This is a genomic window from Streptomyces sp. NPDC028419 (assembly GCF_055565515.1).
On sequence record NZ_JBVHUE010000001.1, the window covers coordinates 235,572 to 259,211 of the forward strand.

25 protein-coding genes and 2 tRNA genes are annotated in these 23,640 nt (G+C 72.0%); 10 read left to right on the forward strand and 17 right to left on the reverse strand.

Annotated elements, in window-relative coordinates; genetic code table 11:
* The first annotated feature begins 58 nt into the window (after nucleotides 1-58).
* From ACZ4UB_RS01120 to ACZ4UB_RS01130, 3 genes are all read left to right on the forward strand, one after another.
* Nucleotides 59-132, forward strand: a tRNA-Ile gene (locus ACZ4UB_RS01120).
* A 179-nt stretch (nucleotides 133-311) separates the two neighbouring features.
* On the forward strand, nucleotides 312-446 hold the full coding sequence (locus ACZ4UB_RS01125) for a DLW-39 family protein (RefSeq protein WP_208809277.1): 135 nt from the start codon (nucleotides 312-314) through the stop codon (nucleotides 444-446).
* Nucleotides 447-540: 94 nt separating this feature from the next.
* On the forward strand, nucleotides 541-1,869 hold the full coding sequence (locus ACZ4UB_RS01130; RefSeq protein WP_468067448.1) for a hypothetical protein: 1,329 nt from the start codon (nucleotides 541-543) through the stop codon (nucleotides 1,867-1,869).
* A 35-nt stretch (nucleotides 1,870-1,904) separates the two neighbouring features.
* On the opposite strand, the gene ACZ4UB_RS01135 is transcribed toward ACZ4UB_RS01130, so the two are convergent.
* Nucleotides 1,905-3,107 (reverse strand): serine/threonine-protein kinase, encoded by a 1,203-nt coding sequence (locus ACZ4UB_RS01135; RefSeq protein ID WP_468067449.1) that lies wholly within the window; start codon nucleotides 3,105-3,107, stop codon nucleotides 1,905-1,907.
* Between the two features lie 99 nt (nucleotides 3,108-3,206).
* Nucleotides 3,207-3,755 (reverse strand): helix-turn-helix domain-containing protein, encoded by a 549-nt coding sequence (locus ACZ4UB_RS01140; protein WP_468067451.1) that lies wholly within the window; start codon nucleotides 3,753-3,755, stop codon nucleotides 3,207-3,209.
* Between the two features lie 159 nt (nucleotides 3,756-3,914).
* Here ACZ4UB_RS01140 and ACZ4UB_RS01145 point away from each other — a divergent pair.
* Nucleotides 3,915-3,987 (forward strand) — tRNA-Ala (locus tag ACZ4UB_RS01145).
* Nucleotides 3,988-4,057: 70 nt separating this feature from the next.
* Here the strand turns inward: ACZ4UB_RS01145 and ACZ4UB_RS01150 are convergent.
* The 3 genes from ACZ4UB_RS01150 to ACZ4UB_RS01160 all read right to left on the reverse strand — a co-directional run bounded on the left by ACZ4UB_RS01150 (nucleotide 4,058) and on the right by ACZ4UB_RS01160 (nucleotide 5,982).
* The gene (locus ACZ4UB_RS01150; RefSeq protein WP_468067452.1) at nucleotides 4,058-4,426 is read right to left on the reverse strand and encodes a response regulator transcription factor; all 369 of its coding nucleotides are present in this window, start codon (nucleotides 4,424-4,426) and stop codon (nucleotides 4,058-4,060) included.
* A gap of 549 nt (nucleotides 4,427-4,975) precedes the next feature.
* Nucleotides 4,976-5,299 (reverse strand): AzlD domain-containing protein, encoded by a 324-nt coding sequence (locus ACZ4UB_RS01155; RefSeq protein ID WP_354378826.1) that lies wholly within the window; start codon nucleotides 5,297-5,299, stop codon nucleotides 4,976-4,978.
* Nucleotides 5,296-5,982, reverse strand: a complete 687-nt coding sequence (locus tag ACZ4UB_RS01160; protein WP_354378825.1) for an AzlC family ABC transporter permease — start codon at nucleotides 5,980-5,982, stop codon at nucleotides 5,296-5,298. The genes ACZ4UB_RS01155 and ACZ4UB_RS01160 overlap by 4 nt, the downstream gene beginning before the upstream one ends.
* A gap of 68 nt (nucleotides 5,983-6,050) precedes the next feature.
* Here ACZ4UB_RS01160 and ACZ4UB_RS01165 point away from each other — a divergent pair, with 68 nt between their 5' ends.
* The gene (locus tag ACZ4UB_RS01165) at nucleotides 6,051-6,620 is read left to right on the forward strand and encodes a helix-turn-helix domain-containing protein (RefSeq protein WP_354378824.1); all 570 of its coding nucleotides are present in this window, start codon (nucleotides 6,051-6,053) and stop codon (nucleotides 6,618-6,620) included.
* Between the two features lie 90 nt (nucleotides 6,621-6,710).
* Here the strand turns inward: ACZ4UB_RS01165 and fabG are convergent, their stop codons facing one another.
* The 10 genes from fabG to ACZ4UB_RS01215 form a co-directional block, all read right to left on the reverse strand.
* On the reverse strand, nucleotides 6,711-7,430 hold the full coding sequence (fabG, locus tag ACZ4UB_RS01170) for a 3-oxoacyl-ACP reductase FabG (RefSeq protein WP_468067454.1): 720 nt from the start codon (nucleotides 7,428-7,430) through the stop codon (nucleotides 6,711-6,713).
* Nucleotides 7,431-7,556: 126 nt separating this feature from the next.
* The gene (locus ACZ4UB_RS01175; protein ID WP_468067456.1) at nucleotides 7,557-8,639 is read right to left on the reverse strand and encodes a branched-chain amino acid aminotransferase; all 1,083 of its coding nucleotides are present in this window, start codon (nucleotides 8,637-8,639) and stop codon (nucleotides 7,557-7,559) included.
* A 31-nt stretch (nucleotides 8,640-8,670) separates the two neighbouring features.
* Nucleotides 8,671-10,290, reverse strand: a complete 1,620-nt coding sequence (locus ACZ4UB_RS01180) for an acyl-CoA carboxylase subunit beta (protein WP_468067458.1) — start codon at nucleotides 10,288-10,290, stop codon at nucleotides 8,671-8,673.
* Between the two features lie 2 nt (nucleotides 10,291-10,292).
* On the reverse strand, nucleotides 10,293-10,961 hold the full coding sequence (locus tag ACZ4UB_RS01185) for a 4'-phosphopantetheinyl transferase family protein (RefSeq protein ID WP_468067459.1): 669 nt from the start codon (nucleotides 10,959-10,961) through the stop codon (nucleotides 10,293-10,295).
* Nucleotides 10,958-11,857 carry a fumarylacetoacetate hydrolase family protein gene (locus tag ACZ4UB_RS01190; RefSeq protein WP_468067461.1) on the reverse strand — a complete coding sequence of 300 codons (900 nt, stop codon included), beginning with the start codon at nucleotides 11,855-11,857 and terminating at the stop codon, nucleotides 10,958-10,960. The genes ACZ4UB_RS01185 and ACZ4UB_RS01190 overlap by 4 nt, the downstream gene beginning before the upstream one ends.
* Nucleotide 11,858: 1 nt before the next feature.
* A complete protein-coding gene (locus tag ACZ4UB_RS01195; RefSeq protein ID WP_354378818.1) occupies nucleotides 11,859-12,281 on the reverse strand; it encodes an acyl-CoA thioesterase in 423 nt (140 codons plus the stop codon).
* A gap of 5 nt (nucleotides 12,282-12,286) precedes the next feature.
* The gene (locus ACZ4UB_RS01200; RefSeq protein WP_468067462.1) at nucleotides 12,287-14,122 is read right to left on the reverse strand and encodes an acyl-CoA dehydrogenase family protein; all 1,836 of its coding nucleotides are present in this window, start codon (nucleotides 14,120-14,122) and stop codon (nucleotides 12,287-12,289) included.
* A gap of 50 nt (nucleotides 14,123-14,172) precedes the next feature.
* The gene (locus tag ACZ4UB_RS01205) at nucleotides 14,173-15,393 is read right to left on the reverse strand and encodes a beta-ketoacyl-[acyl-carrier-protein] synthase family protein (RefSeq protein WP_354378816.1); all 1,221 of its coding nucleotides are present in this window, start codon (nucleotides 15,391-15,393) and stop codon (nucleotides 14,173-14,175) included.
* Nucleotides 15,393-15,632, reverse strand: coding sequence for an acyl carrier protein (locus ACZ4UB_RS01210; RefSeq protein WP_328672333.1), 240 nt, complete (start codon nucleotides 15,630-15,632; stop codon nucleotides 15,393-15,395). Before ACZ4UB_RS01210 ends, ACZ4UB_RS01205 begins: the two co-directional genes overlap by 1 nt.
* Nucleotides 15,633-15,680: 48 nt before the next feature.
* Nucleotides 15,681-16,700, reverse strand: a complete 1,020-nt coding sequence (locus ACZ4UB_RS01215; RefSeq protein ID WP_468067465.1) for a beta-ketoacyl-ACP synthase III — start codon at nucleotides 16,698-16,700, stop codon at nucleotides 15,681-15,683.
* A 161-nt stretch (nucleotides 16,701-16,861) separates the two neighbouring features.
* Between ACZ4UB_RS01215 and ACZ4UB_RS01220 the strand changes: the two genes are divergently transcribed.
* A complete protein-coding gene (locus ACZ4UB_RS01220) occupies nucleotides 16,862-18,259 on the forward strand; it encodes an FAD-binding oxidoreductase (protein ID WP_468067467.1) in 1,398 nt (465 codons plus the stop codon).
* 139 nt (nucleotides 18,260-18,398) lie between these two features.
* On the opposite strand, the gene ACZ4UB_RS01225 is transcribed toward ACZ4UB_RS01220, so the two are convergent.
* Nucleotides 18,399-19,886 (reverse strand): MFS transporter, encoded by a 1,488-nt coding sequence (locus tag ACZ4UB_RS01225; RefSeq protein ID WP_468067469.1) that lies wholly within the window; start codon nucleotides 19,884-19,886, stop codon nucleotides 18,399-18,401.
* Between the two features lie 115 nt (nucleotides 19,887-20,001).
* Between ACZ4UB_RS01225 and ACZ4UB_RS01230 the strand changes: the two genes are divergently transcribed.
* Both ACZ4UB_RS01230 and ACZ4UB_RS01235 read left to right on the forward strand, forming a co-directional pair.
* Nucleotides 20,002-20,481 carry a MarR family winged helix-turn-helix transcriptional regulator gene (locus ACZ4UB_RS01230; RefSeq protein WP_354378812.1) on the forward strand — a complete coding sequence of 160 codons (480 nt, stop codon included), beginning with the start codon at nucleotides 20,002-20,004 and terminating at the stop codon, nucleotides 20,479-20,481.
* Between the two features lie 113 nt (nucleotides 20,482-20,594).
* On the forward strand, nucleotides 20,595-21,080 hold the full coding sequence (locus ACZ4UB_RS01235; protein ID WP_468067470.1) for a LysM peptidoglycan-binding domain-containing protein: 486 nt from the start codon (nucleotides 20,595-20,597) through the stop codon (nucleotides 21,078-21,080).
* Between the two features lie 88 nt (nucleotides 21,081-21,168).
* On the opposite strand, the gene ACZ4UB_RS01240 is transcribed toward ACZ4UB_RS01235, so the two are convergent.
* Nucleotides 21,169-21,852 (reverse strand): DUF5324 family protein, encoded by a 684-nt coding sequence (locus ACZ4UB_RS01240; protein WP_468067472.1) that lies wholly within the window; start codon nucleotides 21,850-21,852, stop codon nucleotides 21,169-21,171.
* A 188-nt stretch (nucleotides 21,853-22,040) separates the two neighbouring features.
* Here ACZ4UB_RS01240 and ACZ4UB_RS01245 point away from each other — a divergent pair, with 188 nt between their 5' ends.
* Both ACZ4UB_RS01245 and ACZ4UB_RS01250 read left to right on the forward strand, forming a co-directional pair.
* Entirely contained in the window at nucleotides 22,041-22,568 is a 528-nt protein-coding gene (locus tag ACZ4UB_RS01245) for a peptidylprolyl isomerase (RefSeq protein ID WP_468067473.1), read from the forward strand.
* Between the two features lie 98 nt (nucleotides 22,569-22,666).
* Nucleotides 22,667-23,563 carry a rhomboid family intramembrane serine protease gene (locus tag ACZ4UB_RS01250; RefSeq protein WP_468067475.1) on the forward strand — a complete coding sequence of 299 codons (897 nt, stop codon included), beginning with the start codon at nucleotides 22,667-22,669 and terminating at the stop codon, nucleotides 23,561-23,563.
* The last annotated feature ends 77 nt before the right edge of the window (nucleotides 23,564-23,640 follow it).

Here is a 23,640-nt window from a genome sequence, read left to right on the forward strand (position 1 = left end):
GATTTTGGACTGACCCGGTCTGTGCGCTAATCTTCATCAAGTCAGCGCACAGCGCCGAGGGGCTATAGCTCAGTTGGTTAGAGCGCATCCCTGATAAGGATGAGGCCACAGGTTCAAATCCTGTTAGCCCCACAGTACGGATTCGGTCCGGCGGAGATTCTCCGCCGGACCGTTCTCGTTCCGGGCCTGCGCCCGCGCGGGGCAGGGGCGTTGGGCCGTCGGGGGGCTTCCCAGATAACCGATCGGTATCGGTCGGTGTGTATAGTCGGGCGGCAGTAGTCCCCAACGTCAACGAAGGACGAGGTCGCGCGGTGAAGAAGCTTCTCCTGGTCGCACTGGCCGCCATCGGCGGGCTCCTCGTGTACCGCCAGATCCAGGCGGACCGCGCCGAGCAGGACCTGTGGACGGAGGCAACTGACTCCGTGCCCTCTGGTTCCGGTGTGTGAGACCGAAGATTGAGCTCAGGAAGCCCCGACTGCCGCTGCGGTCGGGGCTTCGTGCTGTTCTGACCCAGTTTATTGCATTATGCAAAGATTTTGATTGCGCTGGCAAACTCGGGGCGGGGTGGGCGTGATGGTGCGGGTGCTCTCGGCTGTGCTGCTGGCGGGAACCGCCCTGGTGGGGGCGGTCGGTGCGGCCCGCCCGGCCCCGGATCCCGCGGCCCCGCCGCCCTACCGGCCGGCTTCCGGTGCGAAGGCGGTCAGCGGCGCGGGGACCACCGCGGACGCTCCGGCGCTGGTGGCGGGGGCGACGTACGAGGACACCGTGGCCCCCGGCGAGCGCTACTACCGGGTGGTGCTGGACGCGCGCTCCAGCGTCTACGTCTCGGCCGTCGTACGGCCCGCCGCCGGTGCGAGGGTCGGGTACGCGGACGGGATCGAGGTGAGCCTCATGACCACGGCGGGGCGGGCCTGTCCGGGCAACCCCGGCCGGGCGTCCTTCGCGTCCGACCCGGTGCCCCTCGCGGCCGTCGGCGCGCGGCTGTTGGCCGAGGACGCCGAGTGCCAGGCGGCCGGCGTGTACTTCGTCAAGCTCGTCCGCAATGCCGGCAAGGACGGCGACCGGGCGCCCTGGCCGGTGGAACTCCAGGTCATGCGCGAACCCGCCCTCGTCCCCGGCGGGGCGCCCACCGCCGCTCCCTCGGCCTGGCCCTCGACCCCGCCCGCGCCGCCCGGCACCACGCCCGTGGTCCGGGCGGGCGGCAGCGGCTTCAACGACGCGCGGGCGCTCGGCGCGGGCGTCTGGCGCGACGACCTGCGGCCCGGTCAGACCCGTTGGTACCGGGTGCCGTTGGACTGGGGACAACAGCTCGCGGTGGGCGCGGAGCTGGCGGGCGCCCGGATGACGAAGGAGTACGGCACGGCGTACGAGGGGCTCACCGTCAGCCTCTACAGCCCCTACCGGAGCCTGGTCGGCTCCAAGGGCACCCCGTACGACGGCAAGCAGGCCGCGGCCGGGCTCGGGCCGACGCCGCCGGTGGCCTACGAGAACCGGCTGTCCGACGACCGGGGGGTGCGGCCGGTCCGGGTGGCGGGCTGGTACTACCTGGCCGTGACGATGGGCGGGAAGGTCGGCGAGTTCACCGAGGACGCGATCCCGGTGCCGCTGACCCTGCGGCTCACCGTGGGGGGCCGGGTCGCGGCCGCGCCGGCCTACGTCGAGGACCCGGCGGAGGCCGGCTTCGCAGTGGGCGCGCGGGACCGTACGGCGGTGCGGGACGGGCTGACGGCGCCGGAGGCGCTGGCCGCGGCCGGGACCCGCCGGGCGATGCGGACCGTGGCCGCGGGCGGCTTCGGGGCGGGGGCGCTGCTGCTGACCGTGCTGGGCGGATGGGTGCTGCTGGCGCGGCGCGCGCGGCGAGGGTTGTGAGGGTGCGCGCGCGGCCCTGGTCCCGGCCGCGTCGTTCAGAGCTGGGTCAGGGCCCAGATGCCCACGGCGAAGCACACCAGGGCGGCCACGAGCAGGGCGGCGGTGGCCTTCGGGCCGGGCGGGGGCGGGAAGCCGCTTGGGGCGGGGGGTGCGGCGGGCGCGGCCGTCGGGGGCGGCAGGTGGAAGCTGCCGGTCGGTGACGGTGACGGTGACGGCGCGGGCGTTGGTGTGGGTACGGGTGTGGGCGGCGGGCTCGGGTCGTACGCCGTCGGCGCGGGCGGGAGCACTCCGGCGGTGGGGGCGTCCTGCGTGGCCGGGGACGAGGACCGGGACGGGGACACACCACTGCCCGGCGGGACTTGGGGGCCCTCGGGGCCGAAACCGGCGGGAAGCGGGCCCAGTTGGTCGAACACCTCGACCGATTCCGCGTCCGGCGCGGGCGGGGGCAGCAACTCGGAGGCCCCGGCGAGGGCCTTGCGGGCGCCTGTGGCCGTGCGGAAACGGTTCTCGGGGTCCGGCTGCAGGAGGGTGGCGATGACGTCCCACAGGGCCGCCGGGACCCCTTCCGGGGCGTCCGGGGTGCCGTGGGCGAGGAAGTGTTCGACGAGGGACCGTGCGTCGGGCTTGCGGCCCAGCAGGAGGTAGAGGGCGACCAGTCCGACGGCGAACAGGTCGGCGGAGAAGTCGGGTTCGGCGCCGAGCAGCTGCTCGGGTGCGAAGTAGCCGGGCGTGCCCAGCACGTGGTCCGTCGCCGTCAGGCGGGGCTCGCCCTTGCGCAGGGAGATGCCGAAGTCGGACAGCCGCAGGTGCGGCCGTCCGGTTCCGGTGGCTTCCATCAGGATGTTGGCCGGTTTGATGTCGCGGTGGACGACGCCCTCGGCGTGCACCGCGGCCAGACCCGACAGGAGCTGGTCGAGCAGGGTGCACGCGAAGCGGGGCGGCAGGGGCCCGTAGTCGCCCATGACGTGGCCGAGGGATCCGCCGTTGACGAGGTCCATGGTGAACAGGACCTTGTCGTCGTCGGCCGCCCAGCTGGCCGGGGCCAGCACGTGCGGGTGATCGATGCGGAGGGCCTGCTCGCGCACGAAGCGGAGCAGGGTGTGGGCATCGCTCTGCCGCAGGACCTTGGCGGCGACGTAGCGGCGGCGCCTGTGGTCCCAGGCGCGCCACACGGCGCCGACTCCTCCACGACCGATCGGGTCGATCAGCTCGTACCGACCGGCGAAGACCTCACCCATCGCTGCGCCCGTCCCCCCGCTCTGCGTCCCCCGTCGGCCCGTCCGTACCGCGTCAGTACGGACGTCGTACCGCATCGATCAGTAGCCCGGAGGCTCGCATCAGTTCTGGTGTGCCTCGTAGTGCGCGACGGCGTCGGCCGTGCGCCCGGCGCCGTACACCCGGAGGAACTCCGCCAGTTCCGGGTGGCTGGCGGTGAGGGAGTCCGCCGCGTCGATGATGTCGCCGGCCGCGGAGACCGAGCGCAGCAGCGACTGGATCTCGCGGACCACCCGCTTGACGGTCGGGGCTCCCGAACTGGCCGTGGTCTGAACGCTGTTGCTGAGGACCGAGCCTCCCTGGGTCTTCTTGATCTCGTCCATCCGGTCGGTGGCCTCTGCCGCGCTGACGCTGCCGTCGGCCACCTGGCCGGCGAGATCCTGGAGGGCCTGTACGCGCTGCACCACGGCCGGGTTCCCGATCTTGGCGCGCTGACCGCTCATCAGCTGGGACAGCATGGGCGCCGACAGTCCGAGGACGGCAGCGAGGCGGGCCTGGTTCAAGCCGAGGTCATCTATGAGCCGGCGGAAGAGCGCGCCGAGCGGCTCTCCGTACCAACTGCGCTGGAGTTCCCTGGCTCTGGCGGTTGCCTCTTGCTGTACTGCGTCCACTCTTACTACTCCCCTTCGCTGGTGCGAACCTCGCGAGCATCTTACGGAGAGTGGTCGCGGGACGGGAGTCCCTATCATTTTGCGGGATCTGGCAGTACACCCGGTACTCTGTTCTGCGGAACGGCTGCTCCTTCCCAGGGGACAGGCACGTCCGTTTTCGGGGCCTTAGCTCAGCTGGTAGAGCGCTGCCTTTGCAAGGCAGATGTCAGGAGTTCGAATCTCCTAGGCTCCACTTCTGAAAGACCCCTCTGACCTGCGTAAACGCGGTCAGAGGGGTCTTTTTTGGCTCCGTGCGCGGTCGGTCAGGCCGGGGGCAGGTAGCGGGAGAGTTGGGTGGAGGCGGCGCCGCCCCAGTGGAACATCTCCCAGGCGAAGGCCACGATGCCCGCCTGTAACCGGGACTCGACGTCGAGTTTGGCCATGATCTGCGCGACGTGCGCCTTGGCCGTCCGCTCGGTGATGGCGAGCCGGGTCGAGATGGTCCGGTTCGACGCGCCCTTCGCCAGCAGGTGGAAGACGTCCAGTTCGCGTTCGGAGAGCAGCGGGACCCGACGCATGACCGTGTCCCAGGCGTGGTCGCGGGTGAGGACCGGGCGGTCCGGTGGAGCGAGGACCTGTCGTGAGGACGGTCCGAAGGTGTCGGTGGACGTGTAGGTGTCGGTGCGGCTCATCGCGCTCGGGTGCTCCTGGTTCAAGTGCAGGGGTGGTGCGAGGCCACGGCCGCACGGTCGGCCAGATGCGGCTTGGCGGAACACGGAAGAAAGTCTTTCAGGTTACCCACGGCAACCGACAGGATTTCTTTCAGCCGGTCTTGCGGCGAGATTTGGCCGACTGTAAGTGCGTCGGTAATGCGAAATGCCGGGTGCGTTTATCGGAACCGTGCGGGAGGTCGTTCCGGTGGGTCGCCAGGGCGGTGGAGCGCTGGTACGGCGGGGTGAGGGGCGGTCGCAGTCGTTCCGCTCAGCCCTGCCGGTGGTTGCGCTTTAAAGTTTTTGATGCGGTCCGCGGGGAAGCGTAGGGCTGGCCGGGAAAGACGGGCAATACGTGATCCAGCATGTGAGATGAGCGGCCTGAATTCGACCCAGAACTCTGCCGATAACCGTTTTTCGCGTCAAGAATTCGGTACGAAACATTCCGGCCCGGGGGCCGGGGATGGGGGCCGGGTCGGGGGCCGCGGACCGCGTGGTCCGGGCCCCCGGGCCCGGGCGCCGTTCGCCGCGTCAGCGCACTCCGGCGAGCCGGAGCAGGGCGGCCGTGCCGGCCGCGGCGAGGACGACGAGGAGGAACGGGGCCTTGCGCCAGGCGAGTACGCCGCCCACCAGGACGCCGATCGGCCGGGCCAGGCCCGCGAAGCCGTGGCCCTCGGTCAGCGCGGCCGTGGCCGTCAGGGCCGCGAGCAGGACGACGGCGGACGCCTCCAGGAGCTTCTCCGCCCGCTCGGGGAAGGTGATCCGGGCCCGCAGGGCCGGGCCGGCGAGGCGGAGCAGGAAGGTGCCGCCCGCGAGGGCCAGCATCGCGACGAGGGTCGGAACGGCGTTCTTCATCGGTCGGCTCCTTCCGTCGCCGGGGCGGCGGTGAACAGGGGCAGGGCGGCCAGCGCCACCAGGACCGGCAGCCCGGCCGGGAGGAAGGCGGTGGAGCCCAGCGCCAAGGCCACTCCGACCAGGCAGGTACGGCGCAACTCGCGCTCCCTCAGGGCGGGCAGGATCAGCGCCAGGATCACCGCGGGGAACATGGCGTCGAGCCCGAGGGCGTCGGTGTCGTGCACGACGCTGCCCAGCAGGGCGCCGAGCGCGGCTCCGGTGGGCCAGCAGAGCAGGATGCCGAGGCCGCAGGCCCAGTACGCGGCCCGCTTGCGGGGGAGCCCCTCCTGGGCGATGGCGAAGACGACCGTCTCGTCGTTCATCAGGTGCGTGCCGAGGAGCCCCTTCCAGCCGCGGCCGAGCACGTCGGGGACGGCCAGGCCGAACGGCACGTGCCGGGCGTTGACCAGGAGCCCCGCCAGCAGGGCGGCGACCGGGCTGCCGCCGGCGGCGATGATCCCCACGAAGAGGAACTCGGAGGAGGCGGCGAGGACGAGGGCGCCCATGAGGACCGGGAACCACCAGGCGAAGCCCGAGGTGACCGCGATGGCGCCGTAGGACAGGCCGATGACCCCCACCGCGAGGCAGACCAGTGCGATGTCACGCCATTGGGCGCGGTCGAGGGTTTTCCATAACGAACGCATGGCGTTTATGGTGAACGGTAGGAACCTGTTCGTCAAGGCGAACGAATGACCATTGGAGCGAACATCTCGTGTCCGAAGCCGACCTTCCGCTCAAGCCGCCGCTCGAAGTGATCGCCGCCTCCCTGCGCGCGGAGCGCGTCCGGGCCGGGCTCTCCCTCACCGAGGTGGCGCGCCGGGCCGGACTGGCCAAGTCCACGCTCTCCCAGCTCGAATCGGGCGCGGGGAACCCCAGCCTGGAGACCCTCTGGGCGCTCTGCGTGGTCCTGGAGATCCCGTTCTCCCGGCTGCTGGCCGCTTCCCGGCCGCGGGTCCAGGTGATCCGGGCGGGCCGGGGGCCCGCCGTGGTCTCGGCCGAGGCCGACTACCGGGCGACCCTGCTGGCAGCGTCCCCGCCCGGGGCCCGGCGGGACGTCTACAGCATCGCCGCCGAGCCGGGCCCGCAGCGGGCGTCCGCCGCGCACATGCCCGGCGTGGTGGAACACGTGGTGATCGGTACGGGCCGGGCCCTGGTCGGGACCGCCGAGGAGCCGGTGGAACTGCTGCCGGGCGACTACATCAGCTATCCGGCCGACGTGCCGCACGTCTTCCAGGCACTGGAGACCGGCACCACCGCGGTGCTGGTCTCCGAACACCTCTGAGAGCCCGGCCGGCGCCGGAGCGGGGCCGGGTCCTGCGCCCCGGGCCGCCGGCGCCGGGGCGGACACCTGCGTACGGGCGCGCGTACGGGCTCAGTGCCCCATGCCGAGGCCGCCGTCCACCGGGAGGACGGCCCCGGTGACGTACCCCGCGTCCTCGGAGGCGAGGTAGCGCACGGCCGCGGCGATCTCCTCGGGCTCCGCACTGCGCGCCAGCGGCACCTTGGCCAGGAACGCGGAGCGCTGCTTCTCGCTCAGCGCCCCGGTCATGTCGGTCTCGACGAAGCCGGGCGCCACCAGGTTGCAGGTGATCCCGCGCGAGCCCAGCTCGCGGGCGACCGAGCGGGCGAAGCCGACCAGAGCGGCCTTGGAAGCGGCGTAGTTCGCCTGTCCGGTCGCGCCGAGCAGGCCCACCACGGAGGAGATCAGCACGATCCGGCCGCGGCGGGCCTCCACCATGTCGGCGGCGGCGTGCTTGACGACCCGGAACGCCCCCAGCACGTTGGTGTCCAGGACGGCGGCGAAGTCCTCCTCGGCCATCCGCAGGACCAACTGGTCGCGGGTGATGCCCGCGTTGGCCACGAGCACCTCGACCGGGCCGTGCGCCTCCACGACCTCCTGGTAGGCCTTCTCGACCTGCGCGGAGTCGGTGACGTCGCACCGGACGGCGAGGCAGCCGAGCCGCGTCGCGGCCTCCGGCGGCTCGCCGGAGCGGTAGGTCAGGGCGACCTTGTCGCCGGCTTCGGCGAAGGCGAGGGCAACGGCGAGGCCGATGCCCCGGTTTCCTCCGGTGACCAGGACGGAACGGCTCATCGGTTCAGTGCACCTCTGCTCGGTTGGTCGTCGACGCTCGGTCGTCGACGTGCGGTCGTCCGCGGGTGGTGTGCGGGCGGGGTGATGTGCGGGGTCCGGCCCGGTCGGGCAGGCCCCGCGCGCGGATCAGGCGATCTTGTGGACCCAGCCGAAGGGGTCGGGCCGCTCGCCGGACTGGATGCCGGACAGCTCCGCCCGCAGGTGGGCGGTGACCGGGCCGGGCTCGCCGCCGCCGATCGTCCAGCCGCCGTCCTTGCCCTTGACCTCGCCGACCGACGTGATCATGGAGGAGGTGCCGCAGGAGAACACCTCGGTGAGGCGGCCCGACTCGGCGTCGGCCCGCCAGTCGTCCACGCTGATCCGCCCTTCCTCGGCCGTGTACCCCAACTCGGCGGCCAGGGCGAGGACGGAGTCCCGGGTGACCCCGGACAGCAGGGAGCCGGACAGCTCCGGGGTGACCAGCCGGTCGCCGTAGACGAAGAACATGTTGCTGGTGCCCATCTCGTCGACCCAGCGGCGCTCGGCGGAGTCCAACCAGACCACCTGGTCGCAGCCCATCTCCTGGGCCTGCGCCTGCGCGACCAGGGTGCCGGCGTAGTTGCCGCCGCACTTGGCCTCGCCGGTGCCGCCGGGGGCCGCGCGGGTGTAGTCCTCGCAGAGCCAGACGGTCAGCGGCTTGGCGCCGGCCTTGAAGTAGGCGGCGGCCGGCGAGGCGATCACCATGAAGCGGTAGGCGTTGGAGGGCCCGTAGAAACCGATCGTGCGCTGCGTGGCGATCATGAAGGGGCGCAGGTAGAGGCTGTGGCCCGGCTGCACCGGCACCCAGTCCTGGTCGGTGGTGACCAGCAGCTCCAGGGCCTCGACGAAGGTCGCCTCGGGCAGCTCCGGCATGGCCATGCGCGCGCAGGACCGGTTCAGGCGGGCGGCATTGGCGTACGGGCGGAAGGTGACCACCGATCCGTCCGGGCGCCGGTAGGCCTTGAGGCCCTCGAAGACCTCCTGGCCGTAGTGGAAGACCTGGGCGGAGGGGTCGAGCACGAGCGGTCCGTAGGGGGTGATCCGGGCGTCGTACCAGCCGCGCTCCCGGTCCCAGTCGATGCTGATCATGTGGTCGCTGAACACGTCGCCGAAGGCGGGTGCCTCCAGCACCCGGGCGCGCTCCTGCGCGGAGAGCCGCTCGGCCGGTTCGGTGGAGAAGGTGAGGGTCATCGGTACGCTCCGGGACGGTGGAAGTGGCCGGTCACAGGGGTGTGTTGGCGTGCTTGCGGGACGGCTGCTCGGAGTTCTTGGTCCGCAGCATCCGGAAGGCGCGGATGAGCGTCGCCCGGGTCCCGGCGGGGTCGATCACGTCGTCGACGAGGCCGCGTTCGGCCGCGTAGTAGGGGTGCATGAGCTCGGACCTGTAGTCCTTGACCATCGCGGCGCGCATGGCCTGCGGATCGTCCGATGCGGCGATCTGGCGGCGGAAGATGACGTTCGCGGCGCCTTCGGCGCCCATGACGGCGATCTCGTTGGTAGGCCAGGCGTAGGAGAGGTCGCAGCCGATGGAGCGGGAGTCCATGACGATGTAGGCGCCGCCGTACGCCTTGCGCAGGATCACCTGGACCCGGGGGACCGTGGCCTCGCAGTAGGCGTAGAGCAGCTTCGCGCCGTGCCGGATGACCCCGCCGTGCTCCTGTCCCACGCCGGGCAGGAAGCCCGGTACGTCGACCAGGGTCAGCAGCGGGATGTTGAAGGCGTCGCACATGCGGACGAAGCGGGCCGCCTTCTCGCTCGCGTGGATGTCCAGGACGCCGGCGAGGGCGATCGGCTGGTTGGCGACGATCCCCACGACCTGCCCACCGAGCCGGGCCAGCCCGCACAGGATGTTGGGCGCCCAGCGCTCGTGGACCTCCAGGAAGTCGCCGTGGTCGACGAGCTCCTCGATCACCGTGCGCATGTCGTACGGGAACTTGCCCTCGGCCGGTACGAGCGTCAGCAGGGCCTCGGCGCGCCGGTCGACCGGGTCGGAGGTCGGTGCGGCGGGCGGCAGTTCGTCGTTGCTGGAGGGGAGCAGCGAGATCAGGTAGCGGACCTCGGCCAGGCAGCTCGGTTCGTCGTCGTAGACGAAGTGGGCCACGCCCGACAGCTGCGCGTGCACGTCGGCGCCGCCGAGGCCGTCCTGGCTGACCTCTTCGCCGGTGACCGCCCTGACCACGTCCGGACCCGTGATGAACATCTGGGAGGTGCCCCGGACCATGAACACGAAGTCGGTCAGGGCGGGGGAGTAGGCGGCGCCGCCCGCGCACGGCCCGAGCATGACCGAGATCTGCGGGATGACGCCGGAGGCCCGCACGTTGCGCTGGAAGATCCCGCCGTACCCGGCCAGGGCCGAGACGCCTTCCTGGATGCGGGCGCCCGCGCCGTCGTTCAGCGAGACCAGCGGGGCCCCGGCGGCGACGGCCATGTCCATGATCTTGTGGATCTTGCTGGCGTGGGCCTCGCCGAGGGCGCCGCCGAAGATCCGGAAGTCGTGCGCGTAGACGAACACGGTGCGGCCCTCGACGGTGCCCCAGCCGGTGATCACGCCGTCCGTGTGCGGCTTGCGGTCCTCCATGCCGAAGCCGACCGACCGGTGCCGGCGCAGCTGCTCGACCTCGTTGAAGGAGTCGGGGTCCAGCAGCAGGTCGATCCGTTCGCGGGCGGTCAGCTTGCCCTTGGCGTGCTGCGCGGCGGTGGCCCGCTCGCCGGGGCCGCGGCGGGCCAGCTCCTTGATCGCGTACAGCTCGGCCACGCGGCCGAGGGCGTCGGGGGCCGGGGCGGTGTCCGGGGTGGTGTCCGGGGTGGTGGTGTCCGGGGTGGTCGTGGTCGGGGTGGACATCTCTATCGCTCTCCTTCCGGAGCCGGTACGGCAATTGCGGTGACGAGCAGGCCGCCGCTGATCCGCCAGCGGCCCGTCAGCTCCCGCGGCAGCGCCGGCCCGGCGCCGCCGGAGTCCGGGATCCGTACGCCGAAGGTGCCCGCCTCCGGGTCGATGCGGACCTCGGCCTCGTGGAAGCCCAGGAAGCGGCCGGTCACCGGGAACCAGGTCTTGTAGACGCTCTCCTTGGCGCTGAAGAGCAGCCGGTCCCAGTGCGCGCCGGGCCGCTCCGCGAGCAGCCTTCGCACCCGGGTCCGCTCCTCGGGCCGGGCGACGAACTCCAGCACGTCCGCGGGCAGCGGCAGATGGGGCTCCGCGTCGATGCCCAGCGCACGGATGCGCGTCCGGCGGGCGACCACGGCGGCCGTGTAGCCGGGGCAGTGCGTGATGCTGCCGACCACCTGGTCCGGCCACCGGGGCGCACCCCGGGCACCGGCCGGAATGGCGAGGGCCGGGGTGCCCAGGCGGCGCAGCGCCCGGTGGGCGCAGTACCGGCCGTTGGCGAACTCGCGGCGCCGGGCCGGGGCCCTGCTGCGCAGGGACGCGGCCTCGGCCGGGTGCGGGGTGAACCGCAGCCGGTCCTCGAAGGAATCCCAGCCCGCGACCCGTCCGGGGACGAGGTCCTGGATCACACCGCCTCCAACGGTCGGTCGGCCGCGGCGCCCGGGCGCACGGCCGGACGGCAGCGCTGGCGGTGCGCGCCCAGCCCCGACACCTCGGTCTCCACCAGATCACCGGGACGCAGGTAGGGCTGGTCGGGGCGGCCGAGCGCGACCCCGCCCGGAGTGCCGGTGAGGACCACGTCGCCGGGGTGCAGCACCATGAACTGGCTGAGGTACCAGACCAGGTGCGCGACGTCGAAGACCATGTCGGCGGTGGAGGCGTCCTGCATGACCCGCCCGTTGACCGTGCAGCGCAGCCGCAGGTCCTGCGGGTCGGGCACCTCGTCCGGAGTGACGAGATGGGGTCCCAGCGGGCTGAAGGACTCGAACGACTTGCCCTTGACCCACTGGCCGCCGCGCTCCAGCAGCCAGCGCCGCTCGGACACGTCGTTGCCGGTGGCGAAGCCCGCGATGTGGGCCGGGGCGGCCGCCCGGTCGGGCAGGTACTGGGCGCGTCGTCCGATGACGACGGCCAGTTCGACCTCCCAGTCGGTCCGTTCGCCGCCCGGGGGCAGCAGCAGGTCGTCGTGGGGGCCGACCAGGGTCATCGGCGCCTTGCTGGAGACGATCGGTTCGTCCGGCAGGGCGAGCCCGGCCTCGGCCGCGTGCGCCCGGTAGTTGAGGCCGATCGACAGCAGGTGTCCGCCCGGGCGGACGGGCGGGCCGATCCGCTCGGCCGCCGGGTCGACCTCCGCCAGCGAGCCGGCCTCCCGGGTCAGCCGGGCGGCCAGCTCGCGCAGGACGTCCGGGTCCAGGTGCTCGCCGGTCCAGTCCGCGACCCAGGGCGACAGGTCGCGCACGATGCCACCGGGACCGACCGCGCACGGCCGCTCCCCGCCCGGTGGGCCGATCCGCAACAGGCGCACGTCAGTGGGCCGGTGCGGGGGCTTCGAGGTACTTCTCGAAGAAGGCGGTCTCCGCGTCCGTGAGCCGACGGGGCCGGCCCGCCGCGTAGTCGAACGGAGCCATCGTGGTCGAGGCGGTGGCGTAGACGAGGTCGCCGTCGCGGACCGCGTAGTCGACGGTCACCGTCGCCGACTGGAGGTCCGAGACCCACATCTCTATCTCGACCGGCGCGTGGCGGTGGACCAGCTGGCGGCGGTAGCGGATCTGGTGGGAGACGACCACCGAGCCGTCCCGGAAGAAGGCGTCGCCCTCGGTCGGGGCCATCCGGAAGATGAAGTCGACCCGGGCCTCCTCCAGGTACCGCACGAAGGAGACGTTGTTGACGATCCCGTAGATGTCCATGTCCGACCAGCGGATCGGGCAGGGATAGGAGTGCCGTGCCATGGTGTTCAGCTCCCGGTGGTGATCTGGGCACCGGCCGGACCGTACGCACCGGTGCGGTGCTGGAAGGCGGCCACGTAGTCGTCCGCGGCGATGGGCGCCCGCAGCAGTTCCGGCGACAGGTTGAAGCCGCTGATGAGGGTCTCGGCGTGCGGCAGGATCAGGACGCACAGGGCGTCCAGGGCGGCGGGCAGCTCCTCGACCTGGGCGGCCGTGAGCACCCCGCGGGCCAGGTACCAGCCCGCGTCCCGCTGCACCTCGGTGAGCGCGTACAGCGAGGCGAGCAGGCCGAGCGCGGTCCGCGCCTGTTCGGTCGAGGCCCCCTCGGCGGCCTCGACCAGGCACTCCAAGGCGGTGCGCACGCCCCGCACGCGGGCCATGCCCAGCCCGGTGTTCATCGTGCCGTTCCACGCTTCGAGGTAGGTCCGCTCCGCGGTCTCGTCCGTCATGGACGCGTGGGCCGCCCGGAGCAGCTCCTGCTCCCGGTGCCGCAGGGCGGCCAGCAGGAACGCGGTGTCGCCGAGGTCCCGGCCGGCGGGGTCGGGGGCCGCGGACGGCTCCGGTTCCCCGGCCTGGGCGATGATCTGGCCGGCCGTGGTGGCCAGCAGCACCTGGTTGTCGCCCTCCGCGGTGACCAGGCCCTGGAGCAGCGATCCGTAGTCCGCGATGCGGTTGACGCTGAAGATGCCCTGGGCCCCGCAGCGCTCCCGGCAGGTCGCGATGACCTCGGTCATCTCCCAGGTGGAGAGCGCCTTGGTGATCGAGATCAGATGGTTCAGCTCGGCCGGTACGGCGTCCGGGGCCGCCACGAACTCCCGCTTGGCGTGGTTGAGCAGCAGGGTCATCGCGTAGACCTTGGACAGCGCGGTGAACAGGGCCAGCTGGTGGCTGCGGTACTCGATGATCGGCAGGTCGTTGCGGCCCGGGGCGTTCGTGAGGCGCTGCGCCGCGAAGCGCAGGGCGATGTACACGCTGGCCCGGCCCGCGCCGACCGCCGAGCTGGAGACGCACAGGCGCCCGGGCAGGATCCGGTTCATGGCGCGCAGGAACCGCTTGCGCTGGTTGCCGGAGGAGGGGCGGAAGGTGCCGTTCTCGTCGAAGCCGCCCATGTCGCCGTGGAGCAGGTTGCGGCGCGGGACGCGGACGTGGTCGAACCAGGTGACGCCGTTGTCGAGGCCCTGCACCGGCTTCTCCGGGCAGGGGGCGGCGTGGACGCCCTCGTGCAGCCGGGTGCCGTCGCTGATCGGCACGAGGAAGGGGTAGACGCCGTGGTCCTTGCCGTCGGCCTTGAGCCGCGCCATGACGACGGCGAGCTTGGGGACGTCCTGGAACCCGCTGTAGGACATGTGCTTCTGGGCCAGCGCGTCCGGGGTGTTCAGCACGAAGGTCTCGGAGGCGGCGTCGTAGACGGCCTCCGTGCGCAGGGCGGCCACGTTGTTGCCGTAGCCCAGCTCGGTGGCCATGTACGGGCTGAAGGAGTCCAGCCGGTCCAGCTCGTCGAAGAGGTCCTTCAGTTCGGGGCGGTCGCCGTGCTCGACGACCGTGCCGAAGCTGAGGTTGTAGTGGACCATCAGCAGCGAGAAGGTGGACACGTCGACCAGTGACGGCCACTCGGCCAGGGCGAACAGGCGCCACGGGTCCCGGAGGATCTCCACCGGGCGTTCCAGCCCGCCGTGCACCACCCGGGACCGTTCGTAGGCGAGCTTCCCGGCCTCGTTCATCGTGAGGCCCTCACGCGGGTCGAAGACCGGGTCCAGCAACAGCTCGCTGATGTCCTTGTGCGCCTCCTCGTACCTGCCGTCGAAGAGCAGCCTGGTCAGGTCGGCGGTGGCGACCGGGTTCATCTGAGGGGTCCTTTCGCGTTCTGGTCGTTTCGCGTTCTGGTCGTTCGGTTTCAGGAGGAGATCAGCAGGGCGGCGTTCTGCCCGCCGAAACCGAAGGAGTTGCTCAGGGCGACGTCCACCCGGCCGAGCCGCGGTGCGCCGTGCACGACGTCGACGTCCACCCGGGGGTCGACCTCGGTGAGCGAGGCCGTCGGGGGGATCACGCCGTGGTGCACCGCCAGAGCCGCGTACGCCGCTTCGATGGAACCGGCCGCGCCGAGCGGGTGCCCGGTGACGCCCTTGGTGGAGCTGACCTTGGCGTCCGCGCCGATCACCCGGCGGATCACCCCCGCCTCGATCACGTCGTTGAGCGGGGTGGAGGTGCCGTGGGCGTTGACGTAGCCGACGTCGCGGCCGGTCAGGCCCGCGTCGGCGAGCGCGGCACGGACCGCCAGCTCGGCGCCCTTGCCCTCCGGGTGCGGCGAGGTGACGTGATGGGCGTCGGCCGAGGCGCCGTACCCGATCACGCGGGCCAGGGTCTGCGCGCCGCGGGCCCGGGCGTGCTCCTCGGACTCCAGGACCACGATCCCCGCGCCCTCGCCGAGTACGAACCCGTCACGGGTCGCGTCGAAGGGGCGGGAGGCCGTCGCCGGGTCGTCCAGGCGCCGGGAGAGCGCCCGCATCCGGGCGAAGGAGGACACGTACAGCGGGGTGATCGGTGCCTCGGCACCACCCGCGATCACGATGTCGGCCAGCCCGGAGCGGATCAGCTCCCGGCCGAGCCCGATCGCGCTGGCCCCGGCGGCGCAGGCGGTGCACGGCGCCAGGCAGGGTCCGTTGGCGCCGATGTCGATGGCGACCTGGCCGGCCGCCATGTTCAGCAGCCCCATCGGCAGGGTCATCGGAGAGACCTCGCCGGGGCCCTCCTCGATGAGGATCCGGTGCTGTTCCTCCAGCGTCGCGGTGCCACCGGCACCCGAGCCGACGATGACGGCGACCCGGGCGCTGTCCGCCCACTCCCCGGCGACGAGACCGGCCTGGGCCAGTGCCTCGCGCGCCGCGGCGATGGCGAACTGGGAGTAGCGGTCCCACTGCCAGGCGCCGCGCAGCCCGAGCCGCTGGGGCGAGAAGTCGGGCACCCGGCAGGCCATGGTCACCGGGAGGCCGGCCAGGTCGTCGTGGTGGGCGGCGGTCGACCGGCCGTCGACCACGCGTTCCCAGTTCTCCTTGACCCCGATGCCCGCCGGGGTGATCAGGCCGATGCCGGTGATGGAAGCCGCGAAGCCGCTCATCAGACGGCGGCGGCCTTCTGCTCGATGAGCGCGATGATGTCCGAGACGGCGGCGATCTCGGTCAGCTCGTCGTCGGTGATGACGACACCGAGGCGCTTCTTCAGGGCGGTCGCCAGCTCGATCTGGGACAGCGAGTCGAGGCCCAGGTCGTCGAAGGTCGCCTCCGGGACGACGCTCTCGGCGTCCAGACCGAAGCGGGAGACGAAGACCTCGACGACGGATTCCTGAACGGTGCTCATGCTGTATCTCCTGAGTGGTGTTGAGGTGAATGCGTTGCTGAAAGCAGGTCAGTTCACGTGCTCGGCGCGGATGTCGGGCCAGACCAGGACCGTCGAGCCCCATGACAGGCCGGCGCCGAAGGCCGACAGCAGCACCCGGTCGCCGGGCTTCAGGTCGCCGCTGGCCGCGATGTCGTTCAGCAGCAGGGGGACCGAGGCCGACAGGGTGTTCCCGACCCGGTCGATGTTGACCGCGACGCGCTCCATGGGGACCTCGAGTTCCTCCGCCACCGCGCGCACGATCCGGACGTTGGCCTGGTGGCCGACGAACCAGTCGACGTCCGCCACGGACCAGTCGGTGCGCTTGAGTACCGCCCGGGCCGACTGCGTCATGCGTTCCACGGCCTGCGTGTAGAGGGGCCGGCCCTCCATCCGCAGGTACCAGTCCTCGGTGGGCACCGCGTCGTGGCCCAGGCCCGCGTCGGCGGACCGTTGGCGCGAACCACCGGCCGGAATGGCCAGCAGGTCGGCCAGGGAGCCGTCACTGCCGAGGTCGAAGGGGCCCAGCGCACCGGGCTCGTCCGCCTCGCCGCGGCGCAGTACCACCGCGCCCGCGCCGTCGCCGAAGATCGGCGCCGTACCGCGGTCCCGCTGGTTGACCAGCGTGGTGAAGGCCTCCGAGCCGATGAACAGCACGCTGTCGGCCGTCCCCGAGGCGATCAGCCCGGCGGAGGTGGCGAGCCCGTAGAGGAACCCGCTGCACGCCGAGGTGAGGTCGAAGGCCGCGACCGTGCCCATGCCGAGCCGGGACGCGACCTCCGGCGCCACCGCCGGGCAGAGCCGGTCGGGAGAGGTGGTCGCCACGACCACCGCGTCCACACCGTTCACCCCGGCCGACCTGAGCGCCCGGGCGCCGGCCTCCACGGCCAGCGTGCCGGTCGACAGGCCGTCCGAGACGACCCTGCGTTCACTGATTCCGGTCCGCGTCCTGATCCACTCGTCGTTCGTGTCGAGCGTCGCGGAGAGGTCGTCGTTCGTGACCACTCTGGGAGGGAGAAATCCCCCGATACCCGAGAGCACCACCGCCATGTGAATTCCCCCCTGAAGGCCGCCATCCGCTGTCTGACCTGGCGTCAAAACCACCCTGGCGCAGCCCTTGGAGGGCGGCAATTGGCCTTTCGTACACGTAGGGATCTGGCTGTACCAAAGGCCAATTGACCCTGGTCGGGGCCAGTGGGAGCGTCCCGGGGATGGGCACCACGACTTCTTCGGACACCACGATTTCCGCCGAGCTGGCACGGCTCCTGCCGCCCGGGCGGGTGATCGCCGACCGGGACACCCGGGCCTCCTTCGCGCACGACGAGGCGGCGGGCGCGCCCTTCGGCACGCCCGCCGCCGTGGTCCGCCCGCGGCACACCGCCGAGGTCGCCGCGGTGGTCGCCCACTGCGCCGAGCGGGGTGTCGCGGTGGTCGCGCGCGGTGCGGGTACCGGGCTCTCCGGCGGGGCCAACGCCATCGAGGGCTGCGTCGTCGTCTCGTTCGAGGCGATGGACGCGATCGTGCGGATCGACCCCGACGAACGGCTCGCCGTCGTGCAGCCGGGGGTGGTCAACGACCACCTGCGGGCGGCCTGCGCCGCACGGGGCCTCTGGTACCCGCCGGACCCGGCCAGCGCCCCGTGGTCGACGATCGGCGGGAACGTGGCCACCAACGCGGGTGGCCTGTGCTGCGTGAAGTACGGCGTGACCCGTGACTACGTGCTCGGCCTGGAGGCCGTGACGGGACGCGGCGAGGTCGTCCGGCTGGGGCGGCAGACCGCCAAGGGCACCGCGGGCTACGAGCTGGCCGGCCTGATGGTGGGCTCGGAGGGCACCTTGGGGCTGGTGACGGAGATCACCCTGCGGCTGCGCGGTGCCCGGGCGCAGGAGCGGACGGTCGTCGGCTACTTCGACGACCTGCCGAGCGCCGGTCGCGCGGTCGCCGGCGTGGTGGCCTCCGGTGTGGTGCCGAGCGCGCTCGAACTCGTCGACGGGTACTGCCTGCGGGCCGTGGACGACTGGAAGAACATGGGCCTCACCGAGGTGGGCAACGTGCTGCTGCTGGCCCGCTGCGACGCCCCCGGAGCGGCCGGGGAGCAGGAGGCCGACGCCGTCCTGAGCTGTTTCGAGGAGGCGGGGGCGACCTGGAGCGCGCGCTCGACCGACGCGGCCGAGGCGGACGCGCTCTTCGCCGCGCGCAGGCTGGTCTATCCGGCGCTGGAGCGGCTGGGCCTGGTGCTCAGCGAGGACATCTGCGTGCCCCGGATGCGGGTGCCGGAGATGCTCGCCCACCTGGAGCGCATCGCCCTGGCGCACGACGTGCACATCGCCAGCCTGGCCCACGCGGGGGACGGCAACCTGCACCCGATGATGGTCGTTCCGCGGGGGGACGCGGCCGCCTTGGACCGGGGGCGCGGGATCTTCGAGGAGGTCGTCGACCAGGCCATCGCCTTGGGCGGCACGGTCACCGGTGAGCACGGGGTGGGGCTGCTCAAGATGGGTGGCCTGACACGGGAGTTGAGCCCCGCCGTGCTCGACCTGCACCGCGGCATCAAGAAGGTGTTCGACCCGGCCGGGATCTTCAATCCGGGCAAGGTCTTCACCGCCTGAGACGGCGGGACGGCGGGCGTCGTTTCACGTGAAACGTGAAGCGCGCACCGCCGTCGTTGTTTCACGTGAAACACGCACGACGAAACACCGGGCGCTGTTTCACGTGAAACGTGGAACAGCGCCCGGTGGGATCAGGGGCTCAGGCAGGGCGCCCCGGGCGCAGCAGGGTCGCGGTCAGGGCGACGGCCAGCAGGAGCAGACCCGAGCCGATCCCGAAGGCCACGTGGTAGCCGCCGGTCAGGGCCTCGGCCGTGGTGTGCCCGGCGCGGGTGAGGGACTCGGTGCGCGAGGCCGCCAGGGTGGAGAGGGCCGCGACGCCCAGGGCCATGCCGATCTGCTGGGTGGTGTTGAACAGGCCCGAGGCCAGACCCGCGTCCTCGGCGCCGGCCCCCGACATCGCCAGCCCGGTCAGGGCCGGCAGGGCCAGGCCGAAGCCCGCCGCGAGGAGCATCACGGGCAGCAGGTCGGTCACGTAATCGGCGTGCACGGGCAGACGGGTCAGCAGGAGCTGGCCGCCGAGCAGCAGGACGAGACCGGTGAGCAGGACCGTGCGTCCGCCGAACCGTGAGATCAGGCGGGTCGAGATGCCGAGCGAGGTCACGCCGATCACCACGGCGGCCGGGAGCATGGCGAGCCCGGTGGCGGCGGCTCCGTAGCCGAGGACCTTCTGGAGGTAGAGGGCGACCAGGATCTGGAAGGAGAACAGGGCGGCGATCATCAGCATCTGGACCAGGTTGGCGCCGACCACGGTGCGGGACCGGAAGATCCGCAGCGGCACGAGCGGCGTACGGGCCTTGGCCTGCCGGACGGTGAAGGCGGCGAGCAGGGCCAGCGACAGCGCCCCGAGCCCGAGGGTGTGCGCGGAGGTCCATCCGTACTGCTCGACCTTGACCACGGTGTAGATGCCGAGCATCAGCCCCGTGCTGACCAGGACCGCACCGAGCACATCGGCGCCCGCGCCGAGTCCGAGCCCCCGGCCCTTCGGGAGGGAGGGCAGCGCCAGCAGCAGCGCGGTCAGTCCGATCGGCAGGTTGATGAAGAAGATCCAGTGCCAGTCGAGGGCGTCGGTGAGCACGCCGCCGAGCACCTGGCCGAGGGAGGCTCCCGCCGCTCCGGTGAAGGAGAAGACCGCGATGGCCCGGGCCCGCTCCCGGGGTGCGGTGAACAGGTTGATCAGGATGCCGAGGCTGACGGCGGAGGCCATCGCGCTGCCCACCCCCTGGAGGAAGCGGGCGGCTATCAGCAGTTCCGGGGAACCGGCGAGGCCGGCCAGGAGGGAGGCGCCGGTGAAGACGGCGGTCCCGGCCAGGAACATCCGCTTGTGACCGATGAGGTCGCCGAGCCGCCCGGCGAGCAGCAGCAGGCTGCCGAAGGCGATCAGGTAGGCGTTCACCACCCAGCTGAGCCCGGCGGGGGAGAAGCCGAGGTCCTGCTGGATGGCGGGCATGGCCACGGTGACGATGCTGCCGTCCAGGACCGTCATCAGCATGCCGGTGGAGAGAACGGCGAGGGCCGTCCAGCGGGATCCCAGCCCGCCCGCGGGACGGGCCGCCGGCGCGGCCGGGGCGTTGGCGGCGGCTGCGGGCACTGGCGCGGGTGCGGGGGCTTCGGCAGGTGCGGTGGGCATCGGGCTCTCCGTTCGACGGCCGTCGGCTGCGGTGCAGCGGGGGCGATAAGAAGGACCGTAGCAGATAGTTCCGTTGCAGACTATTTCTTTCGGATCTAATTGTTAGGCTGGATCCATGACTGCAATGGAGCCGACCCGGACCCAGCCCGACCTCTCCTTCCTCCTGGACCACACCAGCCACGTGCTGCGCACCCGGATGGCCGCCGCCCTCGACGAGGTCGGCCTGACCGCGCGCATGCACTGCGTCCTCGTGCACGCCCTGGAGGAGGAGCGCACCCAGATCCAGCTCGCGGAGATCGGCGACATGGACAAGACGACGATGGTGGTGACCGTCGACGCCCTGGAGAAGGCCGGTCTGGCCGAGCGCAGGCCCTCCTCCCGGGACCGTCGGGCGCGCATCATCGCGGTCACCGAAGCGGGCGCGGCGCTGGCGGAGCAGAGCACCCGGATCGTCGACCGGGTGCACGCCGAGGCGCTCGGTTCGCTCGCCGAGGACGACCGGGCGGCCCTGCTGCGGGTGCTGAACCTGCTGGTGGAAGAGGATCTGGCGATCCCCAGCGAGAGCCCGCGCCCGGCCCGCCGGGCCCGCCAATAGACCGGCGGCGCGTCCCCCGGACGGCGTAGTCACGCGGCCGGGCGGCGCGCGGTGACCGAGAGTGGGGGGAAGGCACCGAGCCAGGGGGCAGACCACGCCGGAGGCGTCACACCATGGGAATCTTCGACTTCCTCAAGTCCGACAAGCAAAAGGCGCGCGAAGCCGCGGAGAAGGCCAAGGAGCAGGTCGAACAGCAGGCCGCGGCCGCTCCGGCGGCCGCGCAGAGCTCACCCGCGGACACCGCCACCAAGTACACCGACGCGTCGGCCACGGCGACCAAGGAGGCCGCGGACCGGATGGCGGCGCAGGCCCGGGCCGCCGCACAGGCGGTCACCCCGCCCAAGCCCGCCCCGGCCGCGCCGAAGCCCGCGGCGGCCGCGCCCGCGCCGCACCGGCCCGCTCCGGCGGCGCCGAAGCCCGCGCCCGTCGCGAAGAAGCGCACCTACACGGTCAGGTCCGGGGACTCCCTCTCCGCCATCGCCCGCCGCGAGCTGGGCAACGAGGCCCGCTGGCGCGAGCTGTACGCCATGAACAAGGGCGTCGTCGGCTCCAACCCCGACCTGATCCGCCCGGGCATGGTGCTCACCCTCCCCAACTGAGCGCCCGTCCCCACCCGCACGCCGAGGGGGCCCGGATCCACCTGCGGATCCGGGCCCCCTCGGGCGCGTCAGGTCTTCGCGGCAACGGCTACGGCTGCTGCTCGTCGGCCGCGGTGCGCTCCTTCGCGGCCAGTTCGTCCTCGAAGCTCGCCGCCCCGTCGTCCCGTGCGGACAGCTCGGTCGCCGCGGGCGGCTCCACCAGCCAGTCCGGGTTCGACTGCTGGTCCCACCACTTCCACGCGGCGAAGGCGCCACCGGCCAGCAGGCCGACGAGGGCGGCGCCCTTGAACAGCCGGCCGCAGCGCGCCCGTCGTTCATTGCGCCGGACCAACCGCTGCACCTCCTGCGCCGACACCTGACCGCGCAGGGCCGCCAGCGCCGCGGTCGACCGCGAGGCGGCTTCCTCCGCCACCGGCTGCGCCGCGGCCAGCGCGCTCTCCAGCCTCGGCGCCGTGTAGTCGGCGGCCTGGCGCGCGGCCTTCCGGGTCCGGGTCACGGCGCGCGACGCCGCCCGGTCGACGTTCGGCGGCACGTGGGATCGGGCCGACACCACGTGGGGATGGAGATGGCTGTCGTAGGCGGTGCGGGCCTGCCGGGCGGCTTCACCGGCGGCGTAGGAGACCTTCGGTGTCAGCCGTACGTTCGCCTCGTGCGCGTACCGCGCCGCGGCTTCCTTGGCGGTACCCGCGTACGGCGCCACCACTTCCGCGGCGTGCCGCATGCTTTCCCTCGCGCTCTCGGCCGCGGCGTGCACGCTGTCCTTGCGGGTCACGGGATCCTCCTCCTTGGGGCGGACACGGTTCGGCGGACACAGCTCACCTTTCCACCCTTTGTCGGATCATGCCTGTGATGCCGCACCGTGGCATGGCCGACAGGGCATCCGAGTGGCCTATTTCCTCTTCACGGATCACTCCGTGGGAAGATTCGGGCGACCAGTGACGACGATGGAAGGCAGATTTCGTGGCCGCGAAGCTTTTCGCCACCCTCAAGACGAACCACGGCGACATCGAGATCGAGCTGCTGGCGAACCACGCCCCGAAGACCGTCCGGAACTTCGTGGAACTGGCCAAGGGCGAGCGCGAGTGGACCCGTCCCTCGGACGGTCAGAAGACCACCGACCCGTTCTACGACGGCACCGTCTTCCACCGCGTGATCAGCGGTTTCATGATCCAGGGCGGTGACCCGCTCGGGAACGGCACCGGCGGTCCCGGGTACCAGTTCGCCGACGAGTTCCACCCCGACCTCGCCTTCACCAAGCCCTACCTGCTGGCCATGGCGAACTCCGGGCCGGGCACCAACGGCTCGCAGTTCTTCATCACCGTCGCCCCCACCGCGTGGCTGACCCGCAAGCACACGATCTTCGGCGAGATCACCGACAAGGCCAGCCAGGCCGTCGTCAGCGCCATCGCCTCCGGGGAGACCAACCCGCGCACCGACCGTCCCGTGGAGGACGTGGTCATCAAGGCCGTGGTGGTCGAAGAGCGCTGATCGGCTCTGATCGGCGCTTCCGGGTGCCGGCCGGGAACCATGCCCTGCGCCCGTCCGTACTCGTTACGACAACGGCACCGCCGCGACGGAGGGGACCGATGGACAGCGACAGGTCGGACACCGGACGGGTGTCGGGCTGCTACCGGCACCCGAACCGCGAGACCGGGATCAGATGCACCCGCTGCGAGCGCCCGATCTGCACCGACTGCATGATCAGCGCCTCGGTGGGCTTCCAGTGCCCGGGGTGCGTCCGGTCCGGCTCCGGTACGGGCCACGTCGCGGCGGCCAACACCGCGCGGGGCATCGCGGGCGGGGTCGTGGTCGCCGACACCGCCCTGGTCACCAAGGTCCTGGTGGGGATCAATGTCGCGGTGTTCTTCGCGGCCCTCCTCGCCCCGGCGGTGCTGGTCCCGCTGGAGCTGCTCGGCCGCTACGTCGACTACCTCGGCGGCCCGCTCGAAGGGGTGTCCACCGGCCAGTACTACCGGCTGCTGACCTCGGTCTTCCTGCACGAGCAGTGGTGGCACATCATCGGCAACATGACCGCCCTGTGGTTCCTCGGCGCCCCCTTGGAGGCCGCCCTGGGCCGGGCCCGCTACCTCGCCGTGTACCTGCTCTCCGGGCTGGGCGGCAGTGCGCTGGTCTATCTGTTGACCCCGCCGAACATGCCGACCCTGGGCGCGTCCGGGGCGATCTTCGGGCTGCTCGGCGCCACCGTCGTGCTGATGCGGCGGATGCGGTACAGCATGCGCCCGATCATCGTGATGGTCCTGTTGATGCTGCTGCTGACCTTCGTACCGATCGGCGGGACCGGGGAGATCTCCTGGCAGGCCCACATCGGCGGGTTGATCACCGGCGCGCTGGTGGGCCTGGGCATGCTGCTGCCCCCGGCCGGGGCCGGGAAGCGGCGGGCGCTGGTCCAGTGGGGGACCTGCGCGGCCGTGTTCCTGCTGGTGGTGGCCGTTGTCCTGGTCCGGACGGCAGAGCTGGTGTGAGGCTCCTCCGGGGCCGGCCCGGGGGCCTCGCGGGCCCCGGACACCGCCCGGAAAAGTCACACCGGCGTCAACTCTCC